This is a genomic window from Streptomyces sp. NBC_01214 (assembly GCF_026340975.1).
In the GTDB taxonomy this organism is placed as follows: Bacteria; Actinomycetota; Actinomycetes; order Streptomycetales; family Streptomycetaceae; genus Streptomyces.
This window is the reverse complement of sequence record NZ_JAPEOS010000001.1, coordinates 492018-515910: the sequence shown is the minus strand read 5'-3', so window position 1 is coordinate 515910 and position 23893 is coordinate 492018. Positions and strand designations below refer to the sequence as shown.

The window sequence follows — 23893 nt, the reverse complement described above, 5'->3', positions numbered from 1 at the left end:
GGGGGAAGTGGCATCGGGGGACGAGCCACTTCCCCCGACGAGGACGGACCTGCCGGTCCGGGCCGCGGTCAGGGGGAAGCTCGCGGCCCGGACCCCGCAGTGAGGCCCTGTCCCTCACCCACCGGTTTCCTGCCAGAACCGGTGGGCTCACCCCCATCCTGCGCCCGCCGCAGCCGCACGCTCCGCGGCAAAGGACCCGGAGTACCGGGCCATTGGTCCTTAAAGGACAGGTCAGTGTCCAATCTTGACCGGTTAGACTCACCCGACTTGCTCGGACCGGTTGGGGAGGCCGCCCGCACGTGGACACCAAGAAGCTCATCACGGGTGCCCTCACCGTGTTCGCCCTCTTCGTGATCATCACCCAACCGAAGAGAGCGGCCGAGATCGTGGAAATAGGCTTTCAGGGGATATCGGATGCCGCCTCCGGCATCGGCGAGTTCATGACCGAACTGGTGCGCTGACCCGTACGCTGAAGCGGTTCCCGGACTTCCGGCCCCCCACTCCGACGGGTGGGGGGCTTTCGTATACCCACCATCGGGCATATTGCCCTGATATGCCCAACTTGCCGTCAACACGGCGATATACGGTGCTTGCACACAGTGCACATCTCTTGTGATGCTATGACCGCTTTTGATGGATGAGATGACTGAAGGGGTGGCGTGACCGTGCCGGCCAGTACTGCGCCTCAAGTGCCACCCCAGCAGGACCCCCAGGTGCCGCCCCAGTCGGAGCCCCAGCGGGAACACCGTCAAGAACACCGCCAGGAGTCCCGTCAGGAGTCCCGTCAGGAGTCCCGCCAGGAGTCCCGCCAGGAGCCGCCCGAGGAGCCCCCGGTCGCGCCGAGGCCCCCGAGCAGGGGCGCGGACACCCGGGCGCTCACCCAGGTCCTCTTCGGCCAGCTGAAGGGCCTCCAGCCGGGGACCAGCGAACACAACCGGGTGCGCGGGGCCCTCATCGAGGCCAACCTCCCGCTCGTCCGGTACGCGGCCGCCCGCTTCCGCAGCCGCAACGAGCCGATGGAGGACGTGGTCCAGGTCGGCACCATCGGCCTGATCAACGCCATCGACCGGTTCGACCCGGACCGGGGCGTGCAGTTCCCGACCTTCGCGATGCCGACCGTCGTGGGCGAGATCAAGCGGTACTTCCGCGACAACGTCCGTACCGTCCACGTGCCGCGCCGCCTCCACGAGCTCTGGGTCCAGGTCAACGCCGCCACCGAGGACCTCACGACCCTCCACGGCCGCACCCCGACCACCGCCGAGATCGCCGAGCGGCTGCGCATCACCGAGGACGAGGTGCTGTCCTGCATCGAGGCCGGACGCAGCTACCACGCGACCTCCCTGGAGGCCGCCCAGGAGGGCGACGGCATGCCCGGGCTACTGGACCGCCTCGGCTACGAGGACCCGGAGCTGGCCGGGGTCGAGCACCGCGACCTCGTCCGCCACCTCCTCGTACAGCTGCCGGAACGCGAGCAACGGATCCTGCTCCTGCGGTACTACAACAATCTGACGCAGTCACAGATCAGCGTGGAGCTCGGCGTCTCCCAGATGCACGTCTCCCGACTCCTCGCCCGGAGCTTCGCCCGACTGAGATCCGCAAACAGGATCGAGGCGTAACCGGAACGAGTGGAGATCATTCACAAGTTTCCCGACATATCGGGCTGATCGCCCTCTACTCCTCTCTGTCGCTGGAGATATATGTCGACATGGCGCTACAGCGCGTTGCCGACATGTGACATTCTGCGTGAACCGCGTTTGCCGCAGCCCCGCCTCCGGTATTCAGGTGGAGGCTGCGTTCCTCCGACGGGCGCGCAGTACGCGACCGTCCGCGACCTCAAGGGGGTGGCATGTCCGTAGACCAGGGCAGCTCCAAGGTGCTCACGCTCGTCAAGAGCGTGCCAGCGCCCGCAGCACCTGCAGCGTCCGACCGCTCGGAAGCCATCGACACCCGGACCCTCTCCCGCTCCCTCTTCCAGCGGCTCGCCGCCCTGGACGCGGACAGCCCCGAACGGGCGTACGTACGCGACACCCTGATCGAGCTGAACCTGCCCCTCGTGCGCTACGCGGCCGCCCGGTTCCGCAGCCGCAACGAGCCGATGGAAGACATCGTCCAGGTCGGAACCATCGGCCTGATCAAGGCGATCGACCGCTTCGACTGCGAACGCGGCGTCGAGTTCCCGACGTTCGCGATGCCGACCGTCGTGGGCGAAATCAAACGATTCTTCCGGGACACCTCCTGGTCCGTCCGCGTCCCGCGCCGGCTCCAGGAACTGCGCCTGGCGCTGACCAAGGCCAGTGACGAGCTCGCCCAGAAACTGGACCGCTCGCCGACCGTGCCGGAGCTCGCCGCCGTGCTCGGGGTCTCGGAGGAGGACGTCGTCGACGGCCTCGCCGTCGGCAACGCCTACACCGCCTCCTCGCTCGACTCGCCCTCCCCCGAGGACGAGGGCGGCGAGGGCTCCCTCGCGGACCGCCTCGGCTACGAGGACACCGCGCTGGAGGGCGTCGAGTACCGCGAGTCCCTGAAGCCGCTGCTCGCCAAACTCCCGCCCCGGGAACGGCAGATCATCATGCTGCGCTTCTTCGCGAACATGACGCAGTCGCAGATCGGCGAGGAGGTCGGCATCTCCCAGATGCACGTCTCCCGACTGCTGACCCGCACCCTCGCGCAACTGCGCGTAGGACTCATCGGGGAGTGATCCGGCGCCTCGCGCTTCCCAATTGACGATCCGTCAGGAAAACTGGCGCGATGCGAAAGGGAGCGCGAGCGGCCACCACCCTGTTCGCCCTGTGCTGCACGGCCGCCGCCGGCCTCACCGGCTGCGGCGGCCCGGCGCGGGACGGCTACGTCGCCGTGGGCGCCGCGGCCCCGGGCCCCGAACGGGGCGCAGGGGAGAACGTGGCACCGCGGGGTCAGGTGGAGTTCCAGCAGCTCGGCGGCCCGGACGTGGCGGGCGGAGCCGCGCAGTCGCCCACGACCTCCAGTACGTCGACCGGTACCGCGGGATCCGGAACCCCTGGCGGATCCACCGCGGGCGGAGCCACGACCACGGGACCCGGCGGCTCCGCAGGCGCCGCCGGCACCTCCGCGGGGCCGGGCAGGACCCCACCGCATCCCGGCACCCCCGGCACGCCGGCGACGCCCGCCGCGCCGACCTCACCGACCTCGCCGACCTCACCGGGCACCCCGACGGGCCCGCCCGGCAGGCCCGGGACGACGCCGCCGGCCCCGCCCGCCTCCACACCGGCCCGGCTGACGCTGTCCGCGCCGGTCAGGGCGGCCGCGGCCGACCGCTGGTGCGAGCGGGTCACCGTGACCTTCACCAACACCGGAACCACCCCGGCCCGCTCGGGCACGGTCAGCTTCGCGACGCACATCATCGGCGCCCTCGGGGTCGACTGGGCCACGATCACCACGAGCCAGCCCCTGCCGGCACCCCTGGCGGGCGGGGCTTCGAAGACGCAGACCTACACGGTGTGCGTGGAGTCCTGGCGGGTGCCGCTGGGCATGCACGTGGACACCCAGAAGGTCACCGCGACCTGGAGCTGAGTCCCGTGCCCCCGGCCCGCGCCGGGCGCCGTCAGCGCATGACCACCCAGGCAGCCGCGCCGATCACGAGGACGAGCGCGACGATCAGTCCGATCTTCGCGGTCGACTTCGAGGACCCGGCCTGCTGCTCGGCGCGCCGCTGCTGACGGGCTCCCGGACCCGCCTGGCGTGCGGGTGCGGCCTCCTCGACGAAGGCCTTGAACATCTGCGTGCTGCCCGCGGGGTCGTAGTTGCCCTCGGGGACCTGTGAGTTGTGGTTGTCAGCCATGGAGCAGGACCCTAGCCGGTTTTCCGATTCCTTTACCGCCCCACCCCCCAGATTCATTTGCCTGTAGCAACCATGCGCTTCTATGGTTGCCTCAAGCAACGAGATGGGGGACCCGGTGACCGCGCAGACCGCTCCGACCTTGCAGGGCGCCCCGACCACTCCGGTAGCCCTGGCAGCTCCGACCGGCCCGGTCACTCCGGCAGCTCCGGCAGCTCCGGCCGGCCCGGTCACTCCGGCAGCGCCGACCGCTGCGTACGCGGAGCTGGCCCGCCAGCTCACCGGAATCGGCGCGGTCAAGCGCGAGCTCGCCCGCAGCCTCCCCCCGGACTGCCCGCCCGGCGCCGCCGTCGTCCTCACCCTGCTCGACCGGCACGGGGAGATGCGGCTGAGCCGGCTGACCGAGTTCATGGGGGTCGACATCTCGGTGACCAGCCGGCACGTCACGCACATCGCCGACCGCGGCTGGATCGAGCGGGAGACCGACCCGGGCGACGGGCGCTGCCGGATCCTGCGCATCACCCCGGCCGGCCGGGCGCTCCTCTCCGAGATCGGCGCCCGCTGCACGGCCTCGCTGGAAAGAGCCCTCCACGACTGGTCCCCCCAGGACATCGACGTGCTCAACACCCTGCTGGCCCGACTCCGATCGAGCTTCTAGAAGTAAGGAAAGACATGGCCCAGTCGGAGACGACGACCGATACCCCATCCGCATCCACGGACACGTCCGTGACCATGACCCACCCGCAGATCATGAAGGCGCTGTCCGGGCTGATGCTCGGCATGTTCGTGGCGATCCTGTCGTCCACGATCGTCTCCAACGCCCTCCCCCAGATCATCAGCGACCTCGGCGGCACCCAGTCCTCGTACACCTGGGTGGTCACCGCCGCCCTGCTGTCGATGACGGCCGCCACGCCGTTGTGGGGCAAGCTGTCCGACCTGTTCAGCAAGAAGCTGCTGGTCCAGATATCCCTCGTGATCTACGTCCTCGGCTCCGTGGTCGCGGGCCTGTCCCAGAACACCGGGACGCTGATCGCCTGCCGCGTGGTCCAGGGCATCGGCGTCGGCGGTCTGTCCGCCCTGGCGCAGATCGTGATGGCCGCGATGATCTCCCCGCGCGAGCGCGGCCGGTACAGCGGCTACCTGGGCGCGGTCTTCGCCGTCGCCACCGTCGGCGGCCCGCTGCTGGGCGGTGTCATCACCGACACCGAGTGGCTGGGCTGGCGCTGGTGCTTCTACGTCGGCGTGCCGTTCGCGATCATCGCGCTGATCGTGCTCCAGCGCACCCTGCACCTCCCGGTCGTGCGCCGCGACGTCAAGGTCGACTGGCTGGGCGCCTTCCTGATCAGCGGCGCCGTCTCGCTGCTGCTGATCTGGGTCACGCAGGCCGGTGACTCCTACGCGTGGATCTCCTGGCAGACCTGGGCGATGACGGGCGGTGCGCTCGTGCTCGGCCTGCTCTTCCTCCTCGTCGAGTCCCGCGCGAGCGACCCGATCATCCCGCTGCGGCTGTTCCGCAACAAGACCATCAGCCTGGCCTCGGCGGCCTCCCTGTTCGTGGGCATCGCAATGTTCTCGGGGACCGTGTTTTTCAGCCAGTTCTTCCAGTTGGCCCGCGGTGAGTCCCCGACGATGTCCGGAATCCTCACGATTCCGATGATCGCCGGCCTCTTCGTCTCCTCCACCCTTTCCGGTCAGGTGATCACCAAGACCGGCAAGTGGAAGGCCTGGCTCGTCTCCGGCGGCGTCCTGCTGACGGCCGGTCTGGGTCTGCTCGGCACCCTCCGCTACGACACCCCCTACTGGCACATCGCGATCTACATGGCGGTGACGGGCCTCGGTCTCGGCATGATGATGCAGAACCTCGTCCTCGCCACCCAGAACCAGGTGGCCCCCGAGGACCTGGGCGCGGCCAGCTCGGTCGTCACCTTCTTCCGCTCGCTCGGCGGCGCCATGGGCGTCTCCGCGCTGGGCGCGGTCATGGCCAACCGGGTCACCCACTACGTCCAGGACGGCCTCACCGCCCTCGGGCCGAAGGCCGCGGCCCTGGGCCACGGCGGCACCGGCGGGGGCGGGATCCCCGACCTGGACAAGCTGCCCGCGCCGTTCCGCGAGGTCATCGAGTCCGCGTACGGGCACGGCGTCGGCGACGTCTTCCTGTACGCCGCCCCGTTCGCGCTGCTCGGCCTGGTCCTGGTGGTGTTCATCAAGGAAGTCGCCCTGAAGTCGAAGCCGGCGGCCCACGCCCCGGCCGCGGCCTCGAACGAGGCGGCCCCCGCCGAGGCCGTCATCAAGGCCTAGTCGGCGCCCGACCGGTCGGGGCCTTGGCCTCGATGCCCGCGATCAGGACGTCGAGCGCGAGGCAGAAGTCGCCCTCCGGCGCCCGCCGGACCGTCCCGCCGCATCCGTGCAGGAACTGCGAGACGGCCAGGTGGGCGCCGGTCCGTGCGGCGTCCACCAGGCCGGTGGCGTCCAACAGCCGCTGGAGGGCGGCGTCGAAGGCCCGCGCGTGCGGGCCGATGTTCGGGAACGCGGCGGTGAGCGGAGCCACCCACGGGTGGTCCGCCAGCACCCGCCGGTAGCCGCGGGCCAGCGCCTGCAGCTGGCCCGGCCAGCCCGTCCCGCCGCCCTCCACCGCACCCGCCGCGGCTGCGGTCGGCGGCCTGAGCTCGCCGAACGCGCGGTCGAGGGCGAGTTCGAGCAGGTCCTGCTTGGTGTCCACGTACCAGTACAGGGACATCGCGGTCACGCCGAGCCCGGCGGCGAGCCGCCGCATGGAGAACCGGGCCAGCCCGTCGGCGTCGAGCAGCCGCACGGTGGCGGCGGTGATCCGGTCCCGGTCCAACACGGAGGGTGCCTCGCTGCGGCGTCGGGCGGGTGCGGCAGGTCTGGCGGCCAGCCACACGCTGGTCCGGGTCTCGCCGGGATCGGCCGCGGTCACCATGCAGGCACCCTCCTCACGACAGGCGGATCGGTCCGGAATGCCCGATCCGCCCTCTTGATGCTAGGGGGTGTCCTGCCGATCGTGCCGGATCAGGTCGTCGGGGCCGTCAGGTCGTAGAAGGTGGTTCCGCCGACCGTGGTCTCCTTGAAGTTGGCCTTGATCCAGGTCTCGATCTCCGTGCTGGTGCCACCGCCCGGACCTCCCGGACCGCCGCCGGCTCCGCCCCGACCGCCGCCCCCCGGCATGCCGCCCTCGGCGCCGCCGCCGGCGCCGGTGCTCTGACCGATGAACCAGTGGATCTTCCCGTCCCGCACGTACTTCTGGAACTGCTCCAGGGTCGGCGAGGGGTCGCTGCCGTTGAAGCCTCCGATCGGCATGACGGGCACCCCGGAGGCCAGTTGGTAGCTCGCCGCGTTCTGGGAACCGATCGCGGCCGCCGCCCAGGTGTACCCGTCGGCGCCGGTGGTGAGGGCCTTCTTGGCTTCCGCGCTCACCCGGGCACCGTTCAGCAGGCCGCCCGGACCACCCTGGCCGCCGCCACCGAACCGCTCGCCACCACGTCCGTTCTGGCCCTGCGGCAGTCCGCCCGGAGCCATCCCGCCCGGGGCCATCGCACCCTGCGGCATCCCGCCCTGCGGCATCGCCCCCTGAGGCGGCACACCGCCCTGCTGCCCGCCGCCCTGCTGCCCGCCGCCCTGTCGGCCGCCGTTCGGCATCCCGCCCTGGCGGCCCTGCCCATCCTGGACCGTCTCACCGAACCTGCCCGTGCCACCCGGTCCACCGGGACCGCCCGTCATCCCGCCGGGGCCGCCCCGGCCGCCCGCCACCGCCGGTCCGGCGGTCACGATCGAGCCGGTGTGCGCGGTGCTCACGGTGGTCAGGCAGTACGCGAACGGCCCGGCCAGCGCCGCCGCCACGCCCAGCGCCGCCGTGGCCTGCAGCGCCCGGCGCCCGGCCTGCGCGGCGAACGGCAGCGCGGCCGCGGCGAGCAGCCCGCCCACCAGGACCGCCCAGCGCAGCCACGGCAGGTAGCCGGTGGCGCGGCCGAGCAGCACGAACGACCAGACCGCCGTCAGCGCGAGCGTGCCGGACAGGGTGATCGCGGCGGCCTTGCCGCCCCGCTCCTCCCACAGCACGGCGGCGCCCATGCCAATCAGTGCCGCCACGAACGGCGCCAGCGCCACGGTGTAGTACTCGTGGAAGATGCCCTGCATGTAGCTGAACACGACCGCGGTGATCAACATCGAGCCGCCCCAGGCCAGGAACGCCGCCCGGGCCATGCCCTCCAGGGAGTCGGTGGCCCGGCGGGCACGCCAGGTGACCACCAGACCGGCCACCAGCAGGATCAGGGCCGCCGCTAGCAGCCAGGCGATCTGCCCGCCGATGTTGCCCGCGAAGAGCCGGTCGATGCCGGTCTCGCCCCAGCCTCCGCCGCCACCGACGCCGCCCCGGCCGCCGCCGACGCTGCCGGTCTCGTTGCCGTTGATCCGGCCGAGGCCGTTGTAGCCGAGGGTCAGCTCCAGGAAGGAGTTGTTCTGCGACCCGCCGATGTACGGGCGGGAGGCGGCCGGCCACAGTTCGACGACGGCGACCCACCAGCCGCCGGCCACCACCATCGCGAGCCCCGCCAGCAGCAATTGGCCGAGCCGCTTGCGCAGCCGGGTGGGCGCGCAGACGGCGTACAGGAGGGCCAGCGGCGGCAGGATGACGAAGGCCTGCAGGGTCTTGGTGAGGAAGGCGAAGCCGACCGCCACCCCGGCCCAGACCAGCCACTGGGTGCGGGCCCCGTCGAGGGCGCGCAGCACGCAGTACACGGTGACGGTCAGCAGCAGGGTCAGCAGCGCGTCGGGGTTGTTGAAGCGGAACATCAACGCGGCGACGGGCGTCAGTGCGAAGGCGGCGCCGCTCAGCAGCCCGGCCCCGGGACCGAACTGGCGGCGCACGGCGGCGTACAGCACACCGGTGGTCGCGACGCCCATCAGGGCCTGCGGTACGAGGATCTGCCAGGAGCCGAGCCCGAAGAGCCGGACGGACAGCATCATCGGCCACAGGGCCGCCGGGGGCTTGTCGACGGTGATGGAATTGCCGGCGTCGGAGGAGCCGAAGAAGAAGGCCTTCCAACTCTCGCTGCCCGCCTGCACGGCGGCGGAGTAGAAGGAGTTGGCGTAGCCGGAGGAGCCGAGGTCCCACAGGAGCAGGACGGCAGTGGCGATCAGCAGTCCGGCGAGGGAGGGGAGTTCCCAGCGGGGGCGGTCGACCGCCGCGCGGCGGCCGGTACCGGCGCGGGCCTCGGGGACCGGGAAGAGCGAGGGTGCTGCCGTGGTCATCGGATGTCGTCCTTCACGGGAGTGTCGCGCCGCTCGGGGAAGACCCAGGCGCGGAAGAGCAGGAAGCGCAGCACAGTGGCGGCGAGGTTGGCGGTGATCAACACCGCCAGTTCGGTGCTGTGCGCGGGATCGGCGGTGGCCGCCCCGAGCGCGGCGAGGGAGCCGCTGGTGAGGGCCAGCCCGATGCCGAACACCACGAGGCCCTGGGCCTGATGGCGCACGGCCCGGTCCCGGCCGCGCACCCCGAAGGTGAGCCGGCGGTTGGCGGCGGTGTTGGCGAGCGCGGAGAGCAGCAGTGCGGCACCGTTGGCGAACTGCGGGCCGGTCCCGGCGCGGAAGGCGGAGTACAGGAGCAGGTAGAGCACGGTGGACAGCGCTCCGACGGCGCAGAAGCCGAGCAGCTGGCGGGCGAGTCCGCCCTCCACTCCGGGCAGTGCGGCGCGGTCGCGCGGATCGTCGCCGAAGGGGCGGGCGAGCCGGTCCAGGGGGAGCGCGCCGAGCGCCAGGGCCCGGCCCACGCGCCAAACGCCCTTGAGGTCCTCGGTGGCGGTCCGGACGATGTGGACGGTGGAGTCGGGGTCGTCGACCCAGTCCACCGGCACCTCGTGGATCCGCAGCCCGGCCCGTTCGGCGAGTACGAGCAGTTCGGTGTCGAAGAACCAGCCCGTGTCCTCCACCAGCGGCAGCAGCCGCTCGGCGACTTCGCGCCGGATCGCCTTGAATCCGCACTGCGCGTCGCTGAACCGGGCGGCGAGGGAGGACCTCAGGAGGAGGTTGTAGGCGCGCGAGATGAGCTCCCGCTTCGCGCCCCGCACCACCCGCGAGGACCGGGCCAGGCGGGTGCCGATGGCGAGGTCGGAGTGGCCGGAGATCAGCGGTGCGACCAGCGGCAGCAGGGCGTTGAGGTCGGTGGAGAGGTCCACGTCCATGTAGGCGAGGACGGGGGCGTCGGAACCGGACCACACCTGGCGCAGGGCCCTGCCCCGGCCCTTCTCCTCCAGGCGTGTGCTGCGTACACCGTCCAGTGCTGCGGCGAGCCCACGCGCGACCTCAGGGGTGCGGTCGGTGCTCGCGTTGTCGGCGACCGTGATCCGGAAGGGATAGGGAAAGGTCCGGCTGAGGTGCTCGTGCAGCCTGCGGACGCACGGGCCGAGGTCCTTCTCCTCGTTGAAGACGGGGATCACCACGTCGAGGACGGGCTCGCCGGGCACGGGCGCGAGGGGCGCCCGTGCCGGGAGGGCTCCGGGAGAGGTGTCGGTTCGCATGTTCCGACATTCGCCGGGCGCCCTGTCACCGCTGTGTGCTGAGCCTGTGCCCTGCCTGTGAGTCCGTAGGCGCGCCGAACGCCTCCGCCCCTGCGTGCGGCAGCAGGACCTCGAAGCAGGTCCGTCCGGGCTCGCTCCGTACGCCGACCCGCCCACCGTGCGCCGTGACCACGGCCTGGACGATGGCGAGCCCGAGGCCGGTGGAGCCCGCCGCGCGGGAGCGGGAGGCGTCACCGCGGGCGAAGCGCTCGAAGACGTGGGGGAGCAGGTCGGGCGTGATTCCGGGCCCGTCGTCCTCGACCCGCAGCCGGACGGCGGATGTTTCACGTGAAACATGCGCGGTGACGGTGGTCCCCGGTGGGGTGTGGGTACGGGCATTGGCGAGCAGGTTCACCAGGACCTGCTGCATCCGTGCCGGGTCGGCCCGGATCGGTGCCGGCTCGTCGGGCAGGTTCAGGCGCCAGTGGTGTTCGGGGCCCGCGGCCCGGGCGTCGCTGACGGCGTCGATCACGAGCGGGGCCAGGTCGGTGTCGGAGTCGCCGGTGGACAGCGGGCGGCCGGCGTCGAGCCGGGCCAGCAGCAGCAGGTCTTCGACCAGGCCGGTCATCCGGGTGGCCTCGGACTCGATCCGACCCAGCGCGTGCCGGGTGTCGGGGCCGGGTTCCTCCCGTCCCCGTCGGGTCAGTTCGGCGTAGCCGCGGATGGAGGCCAGCGGGGTGCGCAGCTCATGGCTGGCGTCGGCGACGAACTGCCGGACCCGCATCTCGCTCTCCTGGCGGGCGGTGAGGGCGGAGGAGACATGGCCCAACATCCTGTTGAGGGCCGCGCCGACTTGGCCCACTTCGGTACGGGGATCGGCCTCGGTGTCCGGTACCCGCTCGTGGAGTGCGGGCTCGCCCTTGTGCAGGGGCAGTTCTGAGACCCGGGTGGCGGTGGCGGCCACCCGACGCAGCGGGCGCAGGGCGACCCCGACCAGTGCCTGACCGGCGAGGGAGGCCGCGATCAGCCCGGCGAGCGTGACGCAGAGCTCCACGCCGATCAGGGTGCGCACGGTGGAGTCGACGTCGCTCAGCGGGAAGCCGAGGGCGAGGCTCCCGTCGTGGGAGGTCAGTACCCGGTAGCTGCCGAGCCCCGGGAGCTCTGCCTCCACCGGCCCGGGCGTACCCTGCGCGGATTTCCGCGCGGCCTGGGCGAGGGCCTTGCCCTGGTCCTCGGTCAGCGCCGGAGGCGGGTCTGCCGACCATCCGTCGACGCGGGCGTTGCGGGCGGTCCCGAGGACGGTCCCGGCGGGATCCAGGCGGATCCCGGCGGCGTCCAGCGGGCTACCGGGAGCCACGACGAAGCCGGCGCTGTTCTCCCGGACCGGCTTCCCGCCGGGAGCCCGGACGGCCATCCTCACGGAGGTCTCCAGCTGCCCGTCGAGCTCGGTGACCAGGTACGAGCGCAGGGCGAACGTGGTGACGGTCCCGATGGCCGCACCCACCACGGCGATCAGTGCCACCGCGGAGACGACGAGCCGGGTGCGCAGCGACCAGGGCCGGCGGCCACGTGGTCGCCAGTCCCTGCGGAATGCCACTACTCGCCCGGCTTGATCAGGTATCCGGCGCCACGGCGCGTGTGGATCATCCTGGGCAGACCGGGGCCGCTCTCGAGCTTCCTGCGCAGGTAGGAGATGTAGAGCTCGACCACATTGGCCTGGCCGCCGAAGTCGTAGGACCACACCCGGTCCAGGATCTGCGCCTTGCTCAGCACGCGCCGGGGGTTGCGCATGAGGTAGCGCAGCAGCTCGAACTCGGTGGCGGTCAGGTGGATCTCCTGGCCGCCCCGCACCACCTCGTGGCTGTCCTCGTCCAGCCGCAGGTCGCCGACGGCCAGCACCGAACCGCCGCGCGCGGCCTGCGCAGCGCCGGAGCGCCGGACCAGGCCGCGCAGCCGGGCCACGACCTCCTCCAGGCTGAAGGGCTTGGTGACGTAGTCGTCGCCGCCCGCCGTGAGGCCCGCGATCCGGTCCTCCAACGAGTCCTTGGCGGTCAGGAACAGCACGGGAACCTGGGGGATCTCCCGGCGCAGGCGCCCGAGGACGGCCAGGCCGTCCATGTCGGGAAGCATGACGTCGAGGAGGACCACGTCGGGCCGGAACTCCCGCGCCGCCCGCACCGCGCCCGCACCGTCGCCGGCGGTGCGGACCTCGCAGCCCTCGTAGCGCAGGGCCATGGACAGCAGCTCGGAGAGCGAGGCCTCGTCGTCGACGACGAGTACCCGGCAGGGGCCGCCGTCGGGCCGCACCAGGGCCGTCGGGTGGTTGGTGGACGTGGACGCATGGGAGGTGGTCGTCGCAGTCATACCGAACACGCTGTCCCGTGCCTCTGAGAGCGTTCTTGCGCCAATCTGTGAATTTCCTGAGAAAGGGAATCCGCGAGGAGGGACAGGACGCCGGTGCCGCGGCCGGGACGGGGCCGTGGCGGAACGGGGCCGGGGCGTCAGCCGTCGAGGCGGAACAGCCGGGCGCCGTTGTCGTGGCAGACCGCCCGCAACCAGTCGTCGCCGAGGCCGAGCCGTTCGAGCGCGGCGAGCTGGTGCTCGTAGGGGTAGGGGATGTTCGGGAAGTCGGTGCCGAGGAGGATCCGGTCGCCGAGGTCCACGAGACGTCCGAGGTCCCCGGGCGGGAAACCGTACATCTGCTCGGAGAAGTCGGTGAAGGCCATGGTGGTGTCCAGGCGCACCTCGGCGTACCGGTCGGCGAGGTCGAGGAAATCGGTGTACTCGGGCATGCCCATGTGGGCGATGACCAGTGGCAACCGCGGGTGACGGGCCAACAGCCGGGCGATCGGCTCCGGTCCGGTGTGCTTGCCCGGGACGGGGCCCGACGCGCAGTGGATCACGATCGGGAGGCCGGCCTCGGCCAGTAGCCCCCAGACGGGGTCGAGCCGGTCGTCGTTCGGGTCGTAGCCGCCGACCTGGAGGTGCGACTTGAAGATCCGGGCTCCGGACTCGACGGCCTGGCGGACGTACCCGCTCACGCCCTCCTCCGGGAAGAAGGTCGCGGTCTGTAGGCAGTCGGGGGTGCGGGCGGCGAAATCGGCGGACCAGGCGTTGAGCCAGGCAGCCATCGCCGGTTTGTGCGGGTAGAGCATGGCGGTGAAGGCCCGGACCCCGAACTCCCGCAGGAGCGCGACGCGCTGCTCCTCCTCGTGCCGGTAGGTGATGGGCCACTCGACGCCGGTCAGCGGGCCGACCGCGTCGAAGTAGTCCCACACCTTGTCCAGGACCCGCTCGGGCATGAAGTGCGTGTGGACGTCGACCAGTCCGGGCAGCCCGAGCCGCTCGCGGAAGGCGCGGACCGCCTCAGCCGTTGCGGACAAAGCCGTGGCTCCGCTCGACGGTCGCGACGTGCAGGGTGTGGCTCTCGTACCAGTCGGAGCGGCCCTGCTTCATGGCCGCCTGGTGCTCCAGGTCCTCGCGCCACGCGGTGAGGGACGCGTGGTCGCGGAAGTAGGCCACGGTGATGCCGAGGCCTCCGGGGGTACGCGCGGACTCGTAGCCGAGGTATCCCGGGTTCGTCCCGACGATCTCCTTCATCCGCGCGAGGGTCTCGGGGTAACCACTGTCGTCGTCGGTGCGGGTGTTGCTGAAAACGGCCATGACGTAAGGCGGTTCGAAGGCCGGTACCGGCTGAATGCTCATGTCGAACACCCTCTGCGGGGCGCCCCCGGCATGTCCACCGGAATCGGCCCCGGAAGGCCAAAGGGATCCAAGTTTTGACCATGGCCGCCACGATCCGAGCCGTGCTCCGCCCCCTGCTCCGCCCCCTGTTCCGCTCACTGTTCCGCGTTCCGCGCCTCGGTCCAGCGGTGTCAGAACAGCCCGCCCTGCTCGGCGGGAGCCGCGGAGGCGGACGGGATCGGCGCCGTCGGTACCGAGGTCACGGCTTCGCCCCCCGGAGCGGTGAGCTCCCAGCCCGCCAACAGCCTTGTGTCCACCACGAGTCCGTCCGCGAGGTGCAGATCGGGACCGGCCGCGCCCGCCAGCCGGCCCACGACGGACCCGCCGGGCACCATCTCGGTGAGCACCCGCGCCGGCCCGGGCAGGCCCGGCAGGACGTCCAGCCCGAACGCCCGGGCGTGGTCGGCCACTTCGCACTCCACCCGCTCCAGCGACTCCGGCCACCCGGGCAGCGCCGCCGCCCGTGCGTGCAGTTCGGCGACCTCCCGGGCCCGTTCGGGCGCGGCCGGCAAGTGGGTACGTACGCCGCGCTTACGGGCGTACGCGATCCGGTCGGGCACCCCGAGCGCCGCCCGCAGCAGCTCCTCGGTGCGCCGGGTGGCCATCAGTGGACCGCGCCCGAGCCAAGCCCAGGCCACCGCCCCCTGCTCCAGCAGCCGGGCCGAGCCGCGCTCCTCGGCGGTGATCCCGACCTTGACCATGCCGGGACCGAACCAGGCCAGGTAGACCCGGTAGGTACGCGGATCGGCGGCGTTGGTGTCGGCCGCCACGGAGAACGACCGGTCGAGGCGGGCGCACTCGGGGCACTGCGCGTTCCCGGCACGGCCCGGCACCGTGTCAGCGGTGGGACAGGGCGTCCGTTTCCCGGCCCGCCGCACGCCGAGGCAGTGCCGCTCCCCGCGTGCCACGAAGGCGATCCGCTGCCCGTACGCGAGCTCGCTCACCCGCTCGCCGCGCCCCTCCCCGTACCACCCGATGGCGGGGTGGCCGTCCTTCCACCGGATCCCGGTGCACCACCAGGTCACAGCGGGAGGGGCCGCTCGAAGAAGGTGTCCAGGACGACGGTGGCGTGCGTACCGCTGACCCCGTCGATGGCGTAGAGGCGGCGCAGCACGTCCTGCAGTTGTTCGGTCGAGGCCGTGCGCACCTTGACCAGCAAGGACGCACTGCCCGCGATGATGTGCGCCTCCTGGATCTCGGGGATCGCTGCGAAGTCGGCGCCGGACTCGCCCATCCAGGCATTGGAGTCGACCATCACGTAGGCCAGGACTCCGCTGCCGACGGCCGCCGGGTCGACGTCGACGGTGGTCCGCCGGATCACCCCGCGTTCGCGCAGTTTCCGTACCCGCTCGTGGGTGGCCCCCGCCGAGAGCCCGACGGCCGTGCCGAGAGCGGCGTACGACTGGCCGGCGTCCTGCTGCAGCCGCAGGACGAGCGCACGGTCGATGTCGTCCACGCAATCTTCCTCTCATGGGCCTGTCGACCCTTGCGAAGACGGTACCTGATCCTGCAATCTCACCTCCAGACCGAACAGCATTCGGCGTGACTCTTTCAGGGGGAATCGTGTCTGCCATAGCCGACCTGGCCTTGTACGAGATTCTGGACGAGCGCTTCCGGACCGGCCGCTGCGCCAACGGCGACGCCCGGCTGGATCGGCTCTACGACGACTGCCGCTGGGCGGAGGGCCCGCTCTACCTGCCCGCCTGGCGACAACTGGTGTGGAGCGACATCCCCAACGACCGGATGCTGCGCTGGGACGAGGCGACCGGCGCGGTCTCCGTCTTCCGCTCCCCGGCCGGCCACTCCAACGGCAACACCCTGGACCGCGAAGGCCGCCTGATCACCTGTGAACAAGGCAACCGGCGCGTCACCCGCACCGAACCCGACGGCAGCCTGACCGTGATCGCCGACCGCATCGACGGCAAGCGGCTCAACAGCCCGAACGACGCGGTCGTCCGCTCGGACGGCTCCCTCTGGTTCTCCGACCCGGACTTCGGCATCACCAGCGACTACGAGGGCCACCGCGCACCCAGCGAGATCGGCGCCTGCAACCTCTACCGGGCCGACCCCTCGACCGGAGAGGTCCGAACCGTCGCCGACGGCTTCCTCGGCCCCAACGGCCTGGTCTTCTCCCCCGACGAGAGCGAGCTGTACGCCGCGGACAGCCGGGCCGGCCACATCCGCGCCTTCAAGGTCGCCGACGACGGCACCGTCACCGACGACCGCGTCTTTGCCGCATGCCCCGGGGTCGACAACATCCGCTTCGATGACGAGGGGCGACTGTGGGCCGCCGCCATGGAGAACGGCGTCCAGTGCTACGCCGCGGACGGCACCCTGATCGGCCGCCTCCGCGTCCCCGAACCGGTCTCGAACATCGCCTTCGGCGGCCCCAAGAACAACCGCCTCTTCATCACCGCCACCACCTCCCTCTACTCACTGGTGATGTCGGTGACGGGCCTGCCCCGGGTCCTCTGACGGCCGAACCGCCTACCGGGCGACGAACTGGGTCAGGATCGCCTGCACCTCGTAGATGTCGACGCCCTTGGTGAAGGTCTTCTCGATCGGCGTCGAGCTGCCGGATATCCAAATCTTGAGCTCGGCGTCGAGATCGAAGTGCCCGGCGGTCTCGACGGAGAAGTGCGTGATACTCCGGTAGGGGACGGAGTGGTACTCCACCTTCTTCCCCGTGAGCCCCTGCTTGTCGACGAGCACCAGCCGCCGGTCGGTGAACAGGATCGTGTCCCGGATCAGCAGGTACGCGGCGTGGACCTGCTCCCCCTGCCCCAGCAGCCGCGCGTAGTCCCGCTGCGCCGACACCGGGTCGACGGTGTGCGCGTTCCCGAACAGTCCCATGAGTGCCCCCGTTTTCCAGCTCCGGATTTCCGGCTTCGAACGATCTTCACAAACCGTACCGAGCCAGACCCCTCGTCCACGTCCCCCGCCAGAGCCATCCCACCCCTGACATCTTCCGGGGGACCCCGTCCCCATCAAGGAGGAGACGGCGGGCCGTCAGGACATACGAAAGAGGCCCCCAGGATTTCTCCTGGGGGCCTCTTTCTTGCTGTGCACTCGGCAGGATTCGAACCTGCAACCTTCTGATCCGTAGTCAGATGCTCTATCCGTTAAGCTACGAGTGCTTGGGCTTCCCGGGGTTTTTCGCCCCGTTGGCCTTGCGAGAACAACAATACATGGACCTCGCCGGGACGCGAAATCCATTACCCAAACCGCTGCTGACCTGCGAAAACGAGCCGGATGGAGATCATCCGGATGGGTTCGCACAGAGGGTGGAGCGGAGCGGATCGTCCCGGAACGCATCGAAGCCCCGGTCCGTCAGGACCGGGGCTTCGATGAGGTGCGGAGGCGGAGGGATTTGAACCCTCGATGGGCGGTAAGACCCAAACCGCATTAGCAGTGCGGCGCCATAGACCGGACTAGGCGACGCCTCCAGCACACCCCCGCGTACGAGGGTGCGTGCAGATGATGACACAGGCGCAGGGCCCCTCACCAATCCGCTCCCACGGTACAAGGCAGGACGGCCGGAGGGCAAAGCCTTAATGCGGCCGCGGCACGCAACGTCAGCGCGCCCGCGTCGTTGGGCAGGCGTACGACGTGTACGGACGACCTGGAGTGCCCCATGCTGCGTCTCGCCGCCTTCGCCGTCACCTCCGCCCTGGCCGCCACGGTGGCCGGTCCGCTGCCCCCGCTCCCACTGGGCCGGCTGCTGGCGACCCCCGACCGCCTCACCATCGCCATGGCCGACACCGGAAACCACCGGCTGGACCGGGAGTACCTGCTCGAATGCGACCCCGTCGGCGGCGACCACCCGGAAGCGGAAGGGGCCTGCGCCCGGCTGGACGAGTTCGCCCGCGAGGGGAAGGACCCCTTTGCCCCCGTCTCCAAGCGGCAGATCTGCAGCATGCAGCACGGGGGTCCGGCCACCGCCCGGATCACCGGAACGTGGAACGGCTACAAAGTGGACGCCACGTTCCGGCGGACCAACGGATGCGAAATCCGACGCTGGGACGAGTTGGAACCTCTGCTTCCGAGTGGGCGTTCCTGACCTGGGAGGATGCGCAAGATGGGCGGTATCCACCACACATCGGCCACCCCATCGCGGGCCTGTGGCCTTAGACTCCTCCCGTGACTTGCCGGTAGTTGTTGGTCAGGGAGGAAGCTCGTCGTGAGCAGCAGGCCATCCCGAGGCGCTGCTCGCCTCGCAGCAATACTCGATGCCCTTCCGGACGCGCTGTTGCTCGTCAACGCCAACGGCACGGTCGTCAACGCCAATTCGATCGCGCTCGAGATCATGGAGAGCCCCGGCACCGGGCTCGTCGGCCGGGGCGTGCTCGACCTCCTGCCCGAGTTCGACTCCAAGCTGATCCCCGGCTCCATGCGCCGGCCCGGCGAGGACGACGGCGGCCGCACGAAACCCAAGCGGATGATCGCGCGCCGTACCGACGGCTCCGAGTTCCCCGTCGAGCTCACCAGCGCCCATCTCGACGGACGCGACGCCTACCGCGAACCGCAACCCTCCTACACGGGTGACGAGCTGCTGATGCTCGTGGTCCGTGACCTCTCGCAGACCGTGGACACCGAGGCCGAGCTGGCCCGGTCGCAGCGGCAGACCGAGATGATCCTGCGCGCCGCCGCCGAAGGTGTCGTGGGCACCGACACCGACGGACGGGTGGTGCTGGTCAACCCGGCCGCCGCCCAGATCCTCGGCTACCGCGCCACCGACCTCGGCAACCGCGAACTGCACGGCCTCATCCAGCACTCCCGCGCCGACGGCTCACCCTTCCCCTTCGAGGAGTCCCCGCTCGCCGACACCCTGCGCAGCGGGCGCAAGCACCGCGTCCGCGGGCAGGTGCTGTGGAACAAGGCCGGACAGCCGGTCTCCGTCGACCTGACCACCTCGCCCGTACGGGACGGGGAACAGCTCGTCGGCGCCGTCATGACCTTCACCGACCGGCGGCCCTACGACGCCCTCGCCGCGCGGCACGCGCAGCTGATGGCCGTCCTCGGCGAGTCCCTGCGGGGACCGCTGGACGAGTTGCGCGGTGAGCTGGCGACGCTGGCCGCCGACGACGCCGGACAGCTGTGGCCCGAGGCCAACCAGCTGCTGCACCACCTGGCCGCCGGGTACTCACGGATGACCACGCTGGTGGACAACGTCCTCGGCTACCAGCGCCTGGACACCGGCCGGGACCGGCTCACGAAGAAGAAGGTCCTGATCAACACCGTCGTCACGGCGGGCGTCGACGGGGCCGTCGAGCTGATCGGTCCGGGCCGCGCGCAGTTCGCCGTCCACGCGCCGACCATCGAGGCCGAGGTGGACGCGGACCGGATCTCGACCGCACTCGCCCACCTGGTCGCGGACGTGGCCGGGGTGGACGCGACCGGCAAGACCCGTCAGGGCAGCGGCTACAGCGACTCGACGATCGTGGTGGCCGCCGCGCAGCGCGGCGACGTCGTACGGATCGAGGTGCGCGGGCCGTACGAGGGCGGGAGCCCGGTCCACGAGCCGATCGTGCGGGGGATCGTGGCCGCGCACGGCGGCGTGCTGCAGACGGTGGAGGTTCCGGGCGCGCCCGGCGGGGCGTACGTGCTGGAGCTCCCGCTCGGCTCGGGTGCCGGGACCGTGGTCCTGCCGGAGCCGGCGGAGGAGCCCCCGGCCGGTCCGGCCACGGACGGCGCGGGGACGGCCGGGGGCGCGGCTCCCGGCAAGGTCTCCGGCGGCCGGCGCGGCCGGCGCGGGGTGGACGCCTTCCTGGACGACGAGAACACCGGCCCCGAGCCGGCTCGGGCCGCTCAGGCCGCTCAGGCCGCTCAGGGCGGCGCGCTGGCGCTGCCTTCCGGGCGGCGCCGCGCGGGCGAGGCCGGCGACGCTCCCGAGACGGGCCCCGAACTCGCGCAGTCCCCGGTGAACCCGGCGGGACTCGGCACCGGACGCAGGCGCGGCCGGGCCGGTGACGGCAGCGATGAGGCCGAAGGCACCGGCGGGCACGACGGCCCCGGGCGGCCCGTGCCCCCGCAGGGCACCGCCATGCCCGCGCTCCCGCCCGTCCCCGCGGTGCCCCCGGTTCCGGTGACCGAGCATCCCGCCGGGCGGCGCCGGGCACTGGGCCCGGCCGGTCCGGCGCAGCCCGGCGGCCCCGTCCCCGCGACCGGGCTCGGGCCGGCGCCCGCTCCCGCTCCCGTTCCCGTTCCGGCGCGGCCCATCGCCCCCGAGGGCGGCTTCGCGTTGCCCGCCGGCCCGACACCGGCTCCCGCCGCTGCCGCTGCCGACGCCGACGCCCCGGGCGGGCGGCGCGGTCGCCGGGTGCTGGGCGCCCCGGGCGCCGAGCCCGAGGCCGCCACCGCCGCTACCCCTGCCGCCGCCGCTGCCGCCGCGCAGCCCGACGAGTCCGCCGAGAACCCGACCGGCCGGCGCCGCGCGCTGGCCGGCGCCCCGGCGTGGCCCGTTCCGGCGGCCCGTACCGCTCCCGAGGACGACGAGGCCTCCGGCCAGGTCGCGCTCCCCGGTGCGCGTCGGCCGCAGGACACCCCGGCGGAGGGCCAGGCCGCGCAGCCGATCAGCGTGCGCGCCCTCGGCACCCTCGGCCAGGGCATTTCCGTCGACCCGGGCGGCTCCGGCCCGGCCTCCGGTTCCGGTGCGGCTTCCGGTTCCGGCCGCCGTCGCCGGCTCGCCGAGCCCGCCCCGCAGGGCCGTGCCTTCGCGATAGGGGCGCCCGAGGCCGGCGCCGACGAGGGCCCCGAGCCGCTGGACGGCCCGGGAGGCGCCGTCGAGGTCGTCAACCGGCCCGCGCCGCGTCCCGTGGACGACGAGCTGCCGCCGGAGCCCCTGGACAACCCGCGCCGGCTCCTGGTGTGGCCCGCGCCCGACGTGCAGACGCAGCAGGCGCTGAGCGACCGCGGCTACCGGCCGGTGATCGTGCACTCCCGCGAGGAGGTGGACGCGCAGATCGCCGCGTTCCCCGCCGCGCTGTTCGTCGACCCGCTGACCGGGCCGATCACCCGGACGGCCCTACAGTCCCTGCGCCAGGCCGCGGTGGCCGCGGAGGTCCCCGTACTGGTCACGGCCGGGCTGGGGCATGCCACGCGCGAGGCGGCGTACGGCGCCGACCCCGCCGTGCTGCTGAAGGCACTGGCGCCGCGCGACAGCGAACAGCACCCCTCCCGGGTGCTGCTGATCGAGGAGCACGACGAGATCGCGACCGCGCTGACCGCCGCCCTGGAACGGCGCGGCATGCAGGTCGCACGGGCGGGTGCCGACACCGACGCCGTGGAACTGGCCACGCGGATGCGACCCAACCTGGTGGTCATGGACCTGATGCAGGTGCGCCGTCGGCGGGCCGGGATCGTGGACTGGCTGCGCGCCAACGGGCAGCTGAACCGCACCCCTCTGGTCGTCTACACCGCGACCGGCATCGACCCGGCCGAACTGCCGCGGCTCGCCTCCGGCGAGAGCGTCCTCTTCCTCGCGGAACGGTCCACCACGGCGGACGTCCAGGGCCGCATCGTGGACCTCCTGGCCAAGATCGGCACCAACTAGTAATCCTGGGCCGATGGCCATCACCAACACGAGCGAGCACACCGTCCCCGCCGACAACGGGGAGGTGAATCTGCTCATCGCACGGCAGGTGGAGCCCGGCCACGAGGAGACCTTCGAGGCCTGGGCCCACGGCATCCTGGAGACGGCCGCGGGCTTCCCGGACCACCTCGGGTACGGGCTCTTCCGGCCGGCGGCGGAGGGCGGGCCGTGGTTCCTGGTCCACCGCTTCCGCAATCAGGCCGCGTTCCAGCGCTGGCAGGACTCCCCGGAGCGGGCGCAGTGGTTCGCCAACTGCCTCGGCCACCACCACACGGAGATAGCCCGCCGGGAACTTCACGGCATGGAGACCTGGTTCGCCAAGCCGGGTACGACCCGGCCCGCGCCGCCGCGGTGGAAGATGGCGATCAGCTCGGGGCTGGCCATCTTCCCGATCTCGCTGATCGGCAACGCGGTGCTCGGGCCGTACCTGGTGGATCTGCACTTCGTGCTGCGGACGGCCGCCTTCGCCGTCGTGTTCAGCACCCTGATGACCTACCTGGCCATGCCCGCAGTCAGCAGGCTGCTGCGGCCATGGCTCACCCGGGGTTAGGCGCCCGCGGTCGTCAGTCGAGCTTGGTGACGTCCAGCGCGCCGTCCGCGTACTGCTTGCGGATCACCTTCTTGTCGAACTTGCCGACGCTGGTCTTCGGCACCGCCTCGATGAACGTCCAGCGCTCCGGCAGCTGCCATTTGGCGATGGTCTGGGAGAGGAACTCGCGCAGACCCGTGTAGTTCACGCTCGCGCCCTCCTTGAGGACGACCGTGGCCAGCGGGCGCTCTCCCCACTTCTCGTCGGGGACGGCGACGACGGCGGCCTCGGCGACCTCGGGGTGCGCCATCAGCGCGTTCTCCAGGTCCACGCTGGAGATCCACTCGCCGCCGGACTTGATGACGTCCTTGGCGCGGTCGGTGAGGGTGAGGAAGCCGTCGGCGCTGATCACACCGACGTCGCCGGTCTTGAGCCAACCGTCGGCGCTGAACTTGTCCTCGGGCCGGAAGGATTCGCCGGACGCGCCGCCGTAGTAGGAGCTCGCGATCCAGTTGCCGCGCACCTCCAGCTCGCCCGCCGACTCGCCGTCCCAGGGCAGGAGGTCACCGGCGGGGCCGATCAGGCGGGCCTCGACGCCCGCCGGGAAGCGACCCTGGGTGATCCGGTAGGGCCACTCCTCCTCGGCGCTCAGGCCGGCCGGCGGGTGCGCCATCGTGCCCAGCGGCGAGGTCTCGGTCATGCCCCAGGCGTGGCAGACGCGGACGCCGAGCTTGTCGTACGCCTCCATCAGGGCGGGCGGACAGGCCGAGCCGCCGATGGTGACCTGCTTCATCGAGGTCAGGTCGCGCGGGTTGGCCGTGACCTCGGCCAGCAGTCCCTGCCAGATGGTGGGGACGGCCGCGGCGTGCGTGGGCTTCTCCCGCTCGATCATCTCGGCGAGCGGGGCGGGCTGCAGGAAGCGGTCCGGCATCAGCATGTTGATACCGGTCATGAAGGTGGCGTGCGGCAGTCCCCAGGCGTTCACGTGAAACTGCGGGACCACGACGAGCGTGGTGTCCCGGTCCGTCAGGCCCATCGACTCGGCCATGTTGACCTGCATGGAGTGCAGGTAGACCGAACGGTGTGAGAAGACGACGCCCTTGGGCTCCCCGGTGGTGCCGGAGGTGTAGCACATCGCGGCGGCCTGGCGCTCGTCCAGCTCGGGCCAGTCGAAGCTGTCGGAGGCGCCTTCGAGGAGCTCCTCGTACTCGTGCACCCGCACGTTCAGGCCTTCGAGCGCGGAGCGGTCGCCGATGCCACTGACCACCACGTGCTCGATGGTCGGCAGGTGCGGCAGCAGTGGCGCGAGCAGGGGCAGCAGCGTGCCGTTGACCAGGACCACCCGGTCGGCGGCGTGGTTGACGATGAAGACCAGCTGCTCAGGGGGGAGCCGCAGATTGAGGGTGTGCAGGATCGCGCCCATGGAGGGGATCGCGAAGTACGCCTCGACGTGCTCGGCGTTGTTCCACATGAGGGTGGCGACCCGCTCGTCCTGCTGCACTCCGAGCTCGTCGCGCAGGGCGCCGGCGAGACGGGTGGCGCGGTTGCCGATCTCGGCGAAGCTGCGGCGCTGCGGCTCAGCCTCCCCGGTCCAGGTCGTGACCTGGGACTTCCCGTGGATCGTCATCCCGTGTCGGAGTATGCGGGTGACGAGGAGCGGTACGTCCTGCATGGTGCTGAGCAAAGCGTCCTCCCGGTGAGCG

Annotated in this window: 22 protein-coding genes and 2 tRNA genes; 10 read left to right on the top strand and 14 right to left on the bottom strand. The window is 71.6% G+C overall.

Annotated features, from left to right (window positions below):
• Window positions 1–299: 299 nt before the first annotated feature.
• From OG594_RS02520 to OG594_RS02505, 4 genes are all read left to right on the top strand, one after another.
• Window positions 300–461, top strand: a complete 162-nt coding sequence (locus tag OG594_RS02520) for a hypothetical protein (RefSeq protein WP_167745563.1) — start codon at window positions 300–302, stop codon at window positions 459–461.
• 252 nt (window positions 462–713) lie between these two features.
• Window positions 714–1616, top strand: coding sequence for an RNA polymerase sigma factor SigF (locus OG594_RS02515; RefSeq protein WP_266602540.1), 903 nt, complete (start codon window positions 714–716; stop codon window positions 1614–1616).
• Between the two features lie 230 nt (window positions 1617–1846).
• Window positions 1847–2698, top strand: coding sequence for an RNA polymerase sigma factor SigF (locus OG594_RS02510; protein ID WP_266594854.1), 852 nt, complete (start codon window positions 1847–1849; stop codon window positions 2696–2698).
• 50 nt (window positions 2699–2748) lie between these two features.
• Window positions 2749–3549, top strand: coding sequence for a hypothetical protein (locus tag OG594_RS02505; protein ID WP_266594853.1), 801 nt, complete (start codon window positions 2749–2751; stop codon window positions 3547–3549).
• A 31-nt stretch (window positions 3550–3580) separates the two neighbouring features.
• Here OG594_RS02505 and OG594_RS02500 read toward each other — a convergent pair whose 3' ends face one another.
• Window positions 3581–3817: a hypothetical protein gene (locus OG594_RS02500; protein ID WP_266594852.1), complete on the bottom strand. Its 237-nt coding sequence runs from the start codon at window positions 3815–3817 to the stop codon at window positions 3581–3583.
• 262 nt (window positions 3818–4079) lie between these two features.
• Between OG594_RS02500 and OG594_RS02495 the strand changes: the two genes are divergently transcribed.
• Window positions 4080–4472, top strand: a complete 393-nt coding sequence (locus tag OG594_RS02495) for a MarR family winged helix-turn-helix transcriptional regulator (protein ID WP_266602538.1) — start codon at window positions 4080–4082, stop codon at window positions 4470–4472.
• Window positions 4473–4546: 74 nt separating this feature from the next.
• A complete protein-coding gene (locus OG594_RS02490; RefSeq protein WP_323185296.1) occupies window positions 4547–6112 on the top strand; it encodes an MDR family MFS transporter in 1566 nt (521 codons plus the stop codon).
• Here the strand turns inward: OG594_RS02490 and OG594_RS02485 are convergent.
• From OG594_RS02485 to OG594_RS02445, 9 genes are all read right to left on the bottom strand, one after another.
• On the bottom strand, window positions 6102–6755 hold the full coding sequence (locus OG594_RS02485) for a TetR/AcrR family transcriptional regulator (RefSeq protein WP_266594851.1): 654 nt from the start codon (window positions 6753–6755) through the stop codon (window positions 6102–6104). The two genes, OG594_RS02490 and OG594_RS02485, sit on opposite strands and share 11 nt — an antisense overlap.
• Window positions 6756–6844: 89 nt before the next feature.
• The gene (locus OG594_RS02480; RefSeq protein ID WP_266594850.1) at window positions 6845–9082 is read right to left on the bottom strand and encodes a glycosyltransferase family 39 protein; all 2238 of its coding nucleotides are present in this window, start codon (window positions 9080–9082) and stop codon (window positions 6845–6847) included.
• Entirely contained in the window at window positions 9079–10347 is a 1269-nt protein-coding gene (locus OG594_RS02475; RefSeq protein ID WP_266594849.1) for a bifunctional glycosyltransferase family 2/GtrA family protein, read from the bottom strand. The genes OG594_RS02480 and OG594_RS02475 overlap by 4 nt, the downstream gene beginning before the upstream one ends.
• Window positions 10348–10372: 25 nt before the next feature.
• Window positions 10373–11923: a cell wall metabolism sensor histidine kinase WalK gene (locus OG594_RS02470; protein ID WP_266594848.1), complete on the bottom strand. Its 1551-nt coding sequence runs from the start codon at window positions 11921–11923 to the stop codon at window positions 10373–10375.
• On the bottom strand, window positions 11923–12690 hold the full coding sequence (locus OG594_RS02465; RefSeq protein ID WP_323185157.1) for a response regulator transcription factor: 768 nt from the start codon (window positions 12688–12690) through the stop codon (window positions 11923–11925). The genes OG594_RS02470 and OG594_RS02465 overlap by 1 nt, the downstream gene beginning before the upstream one ends.
• Before the next feature lie 137 nt (window positions 12691–12827).
• Window positions 12828–13709 carry an amidohydrolase family protein gene (locus tag OG594_RS02460; RefSeq protein WP_266594847.1) on the bottom strand — a complete coding sequence of 294 codons (882 nt, stop codon included), beginning with the start codon at window positions 13707–13709 and terminating at the stop codon, window positions 12828–12830.
• Window positions 13693–14031: an antibiotic biosynthesis monooxygenase gene (locus OG594_RS02455; RefSeq protein ID WP_266594846.1), complete on the bottom strand. Its 339-nt coding sequence runs from the start codon at window positions 14029–14031 to the stop codon at window positions 13693–13695. The genes OG594_RS02460 and OG594_RS02455 overlap by 17 nt, the downstream gene beginning before the upstream one ends.
• Window positions 14032–14201: 170 nt before the next feature.
• Window positions 14202–15095 carry a DUF2797 domain-containing protein gene (locus OG594_RS02450; protein ID WP_266594845.1) on the bottom strand — a complete coding sequence of 298 codons (894 nt, stop codon included), beginning with the start codon at window positions 15093–15095 and terminating at the stop codon, window positions 14202–14204.
• Window positions 15092–15526 (bottom strand): Lrp/AsnC family transcriptional regulator, encoded by a 435-nt coding sequence (locus OG594_RS02445; protein ID WP_266594844.1) that lies wholly within the window; start codon window positions 15524–15526, stop codon window positions 15092–15094. Before OG594_RS02445 ends, OG594_RS02450 begins: the two co-directional genes overlap by 4 nt.
• A 107-nt stretch (window positions 15527–15633) precedes the next feature.
• Between OG594_RS02445 and OG594_RS02440 the strand changes: the two genes are divergently transcribed.
• Complete coding sequence (locus OG594_RS02440) at window positions 15634–16545, top strand: SMP-30/gluconolactonase/LRE family protein (RefSeq protein WP_266594843.1); 912 nt, start codon at window positions 15634–15636, stop codon at window positions 16543–16545.
• A 12-nt stretch (window positions 16546–16557) separates the two neighbouring features.
• On the opposite strand, the gene OG594_RS02435 is transcribed toward OG594_RS02440, so the two are convergent.
• From OG594_RS02435 to OG594_RS02425, 3 genes are all read right to left on the bottom strand, one after another.
• Window positions 16558–16923, bottom strand: a complete 366-nt coding sequence (locus OG594_RS02435) for a PH domain-containing protein (RefSeq protein ID WP_030762749.1) — start codon at window positions 16921–16923, stop codon at window positions 16558–16560.
• Between the two features lie 211 nt (window positions 16924–17134).
• A tRNA-Arg gene (locus OG594_RS02430) sits at window positions 17135–17207 on the bottom strand.
• Between the two features lie 218 nt (window positions 17208–17425).
• Window positions 17426–17516, bottom strand: a tRNA-Ser gene (locus OG594_RS02425).
• A gap of 188 nt (window positions 17517–17704) precedes the next feature.
• On the opposite strand from OG594_RS02425, the gene OG594_RS02420 reads away from it, so the two are divergent.
• The 3 genes from OG594_RS02420 to OG594_RS02410 all read left to right on the top strand — a co-directional run bounded on the left by OG594_RS02420 (window position 17705) and on the right by OG594_RS02410 (window position 22211).
• Window positions 17705–18130 (top strand): SSI family serine proteinase inhibitor, encoded by a 426-nt coding sequence (locus OG594_RS02420; RefSeq protein ID WP_266594842.1) that lies wholly within the window; start codon window positions 17705–17707, stop codon window positions 18128–18130.
• Between the two features lie 120 nt (window positions 18131–18250).
• Complete coding sequence (locus OG594_RS02415) at window positions 18251–21622, top strand: PAS domain-containing protein (protein WP_266594841.1); 3372 nt, start codon at window positions 18251–18253, stop codon at window positions 21620–21622.
• 13 nt (window positions 21623–21635) lie between these two features.
• Window positions 21636–22211, top strand: coding sequence for an antibiotic biosynthesis monooxygenase (locus OG594_RS02410; protein ID WP_266594840.1), 576 nt, complete (start codon window positions 21636–21638; stop codon window positions 22209–22211).
• A gap of 13 nt (window positions 22212–22224) precedes the next feature.
• On the opposite strand, the gene OG594_RS02405 is transcribed toward OG594_RS02410, so the two are convergent.
• A complete protein-coding gene (locus tag OG594_RS02405) occupies window positions 22225–23874 on the bottom strand; it encodes a long-chain fatty acid--CoA ligase (RefSeq protein WP_266594839.1) in 1650 nt (549 codons plus the stop codon).
• Window positions 23875–23893: the final 19 nt, after the last annotated feature.

What these genes read in the sequence shown, in the direction of transcription:
- OG594_RS02510 (WP_266594854.1), top strand. Translation starts at nt 1,847, where the DNA reads ATGTCCGTAGACCAGGGCAGCTCCAAGGTGCTCACGCTCGTCAAGAGC.
- OG594_RS02505 (WP_266594853.1), top strand. Translation starts at nt 2,749, where the DNA reads ATGCGAAAGGGAGCGCGAGCGGCCACCACCCTGTTCGCCCTGTGCTGC.
- OG594_RS02500 (WP_266594852.1), bottom strand. Translation starts at nt 3,817, where the DNA reads ATGGCTGACAACCACAACTCACAGGTCCCCGAGGGCAACTACGACCCC.
- OG594_RS02490 (WP_323185296.1), top strand. Translation starts at nt 4,547, where the DNA reads ATGACCCACCCGCAGATCATGAAGGCGCTGTCCGGGCTGATGCTCGGC.
- OG594_RS02485 (WP_266594851.1), bottom strand. Translation starts at nt 6,755, where the DNA reads ATGGTGACCGCGGCCGATCCCGGCGAGACCCGGACCAGCGTGTGGCTG.
- OG594_RS02480 (WP_266594850.1), bottom strand. Translation starts at nt 9,082, where the DNA reads ATGACCACGGCAGCACCCTCGCTCTTCCCGGTCCCCGAGGCCCGCGCC.
- OG594_RS02475 (WP_266594849.1), bottom strand. Translation starts at nt 10,347, where the DNA reads ATGCGAACCGACACCTCTCCCGGAGCCCTCCCGGCACGGGCGCCCCTC.
- OG594_RS02465 (WP_323185157.1), bottom strand. Translation starts at nt 12,690, where the DNA reads ATGACTGCGACGACCACCTCCCATGCGTCCACGTCCACCAACCACCCG.
- OG594_RS02455 (WP_266594846.1), bottom strand. Translation starts at nt 14,031, where the DNA reads ATGAGCATTCAGCCGGTACCGGCCTTCGAACCGCCTTACGTCATGGCC.
- OG594_RS02435 (WP_030762749.1), bottom strand. Translation starts at nt 16,923, where the DNA reads ATGGGACTGTTCGGGAACGCGCACACCGTCGACCCGGTGTCGGCGCAG.
- OG594_RS02420 (WP_266594842.1), top strand. Translation starts at nt 17,705, where the DNA reads ATGCTGCGTCTCGCCGCCTTCGCCGTCACCTCCGCCCTGGCCGCCACG.
- OG594_RS02410 (WP_266594840.1), top strand. Translation starts at nt 21,636, where the DNA reads ATGGCCATCACCAACACGAGCGAGCACACCGTCCCCGCCGACAACGGG.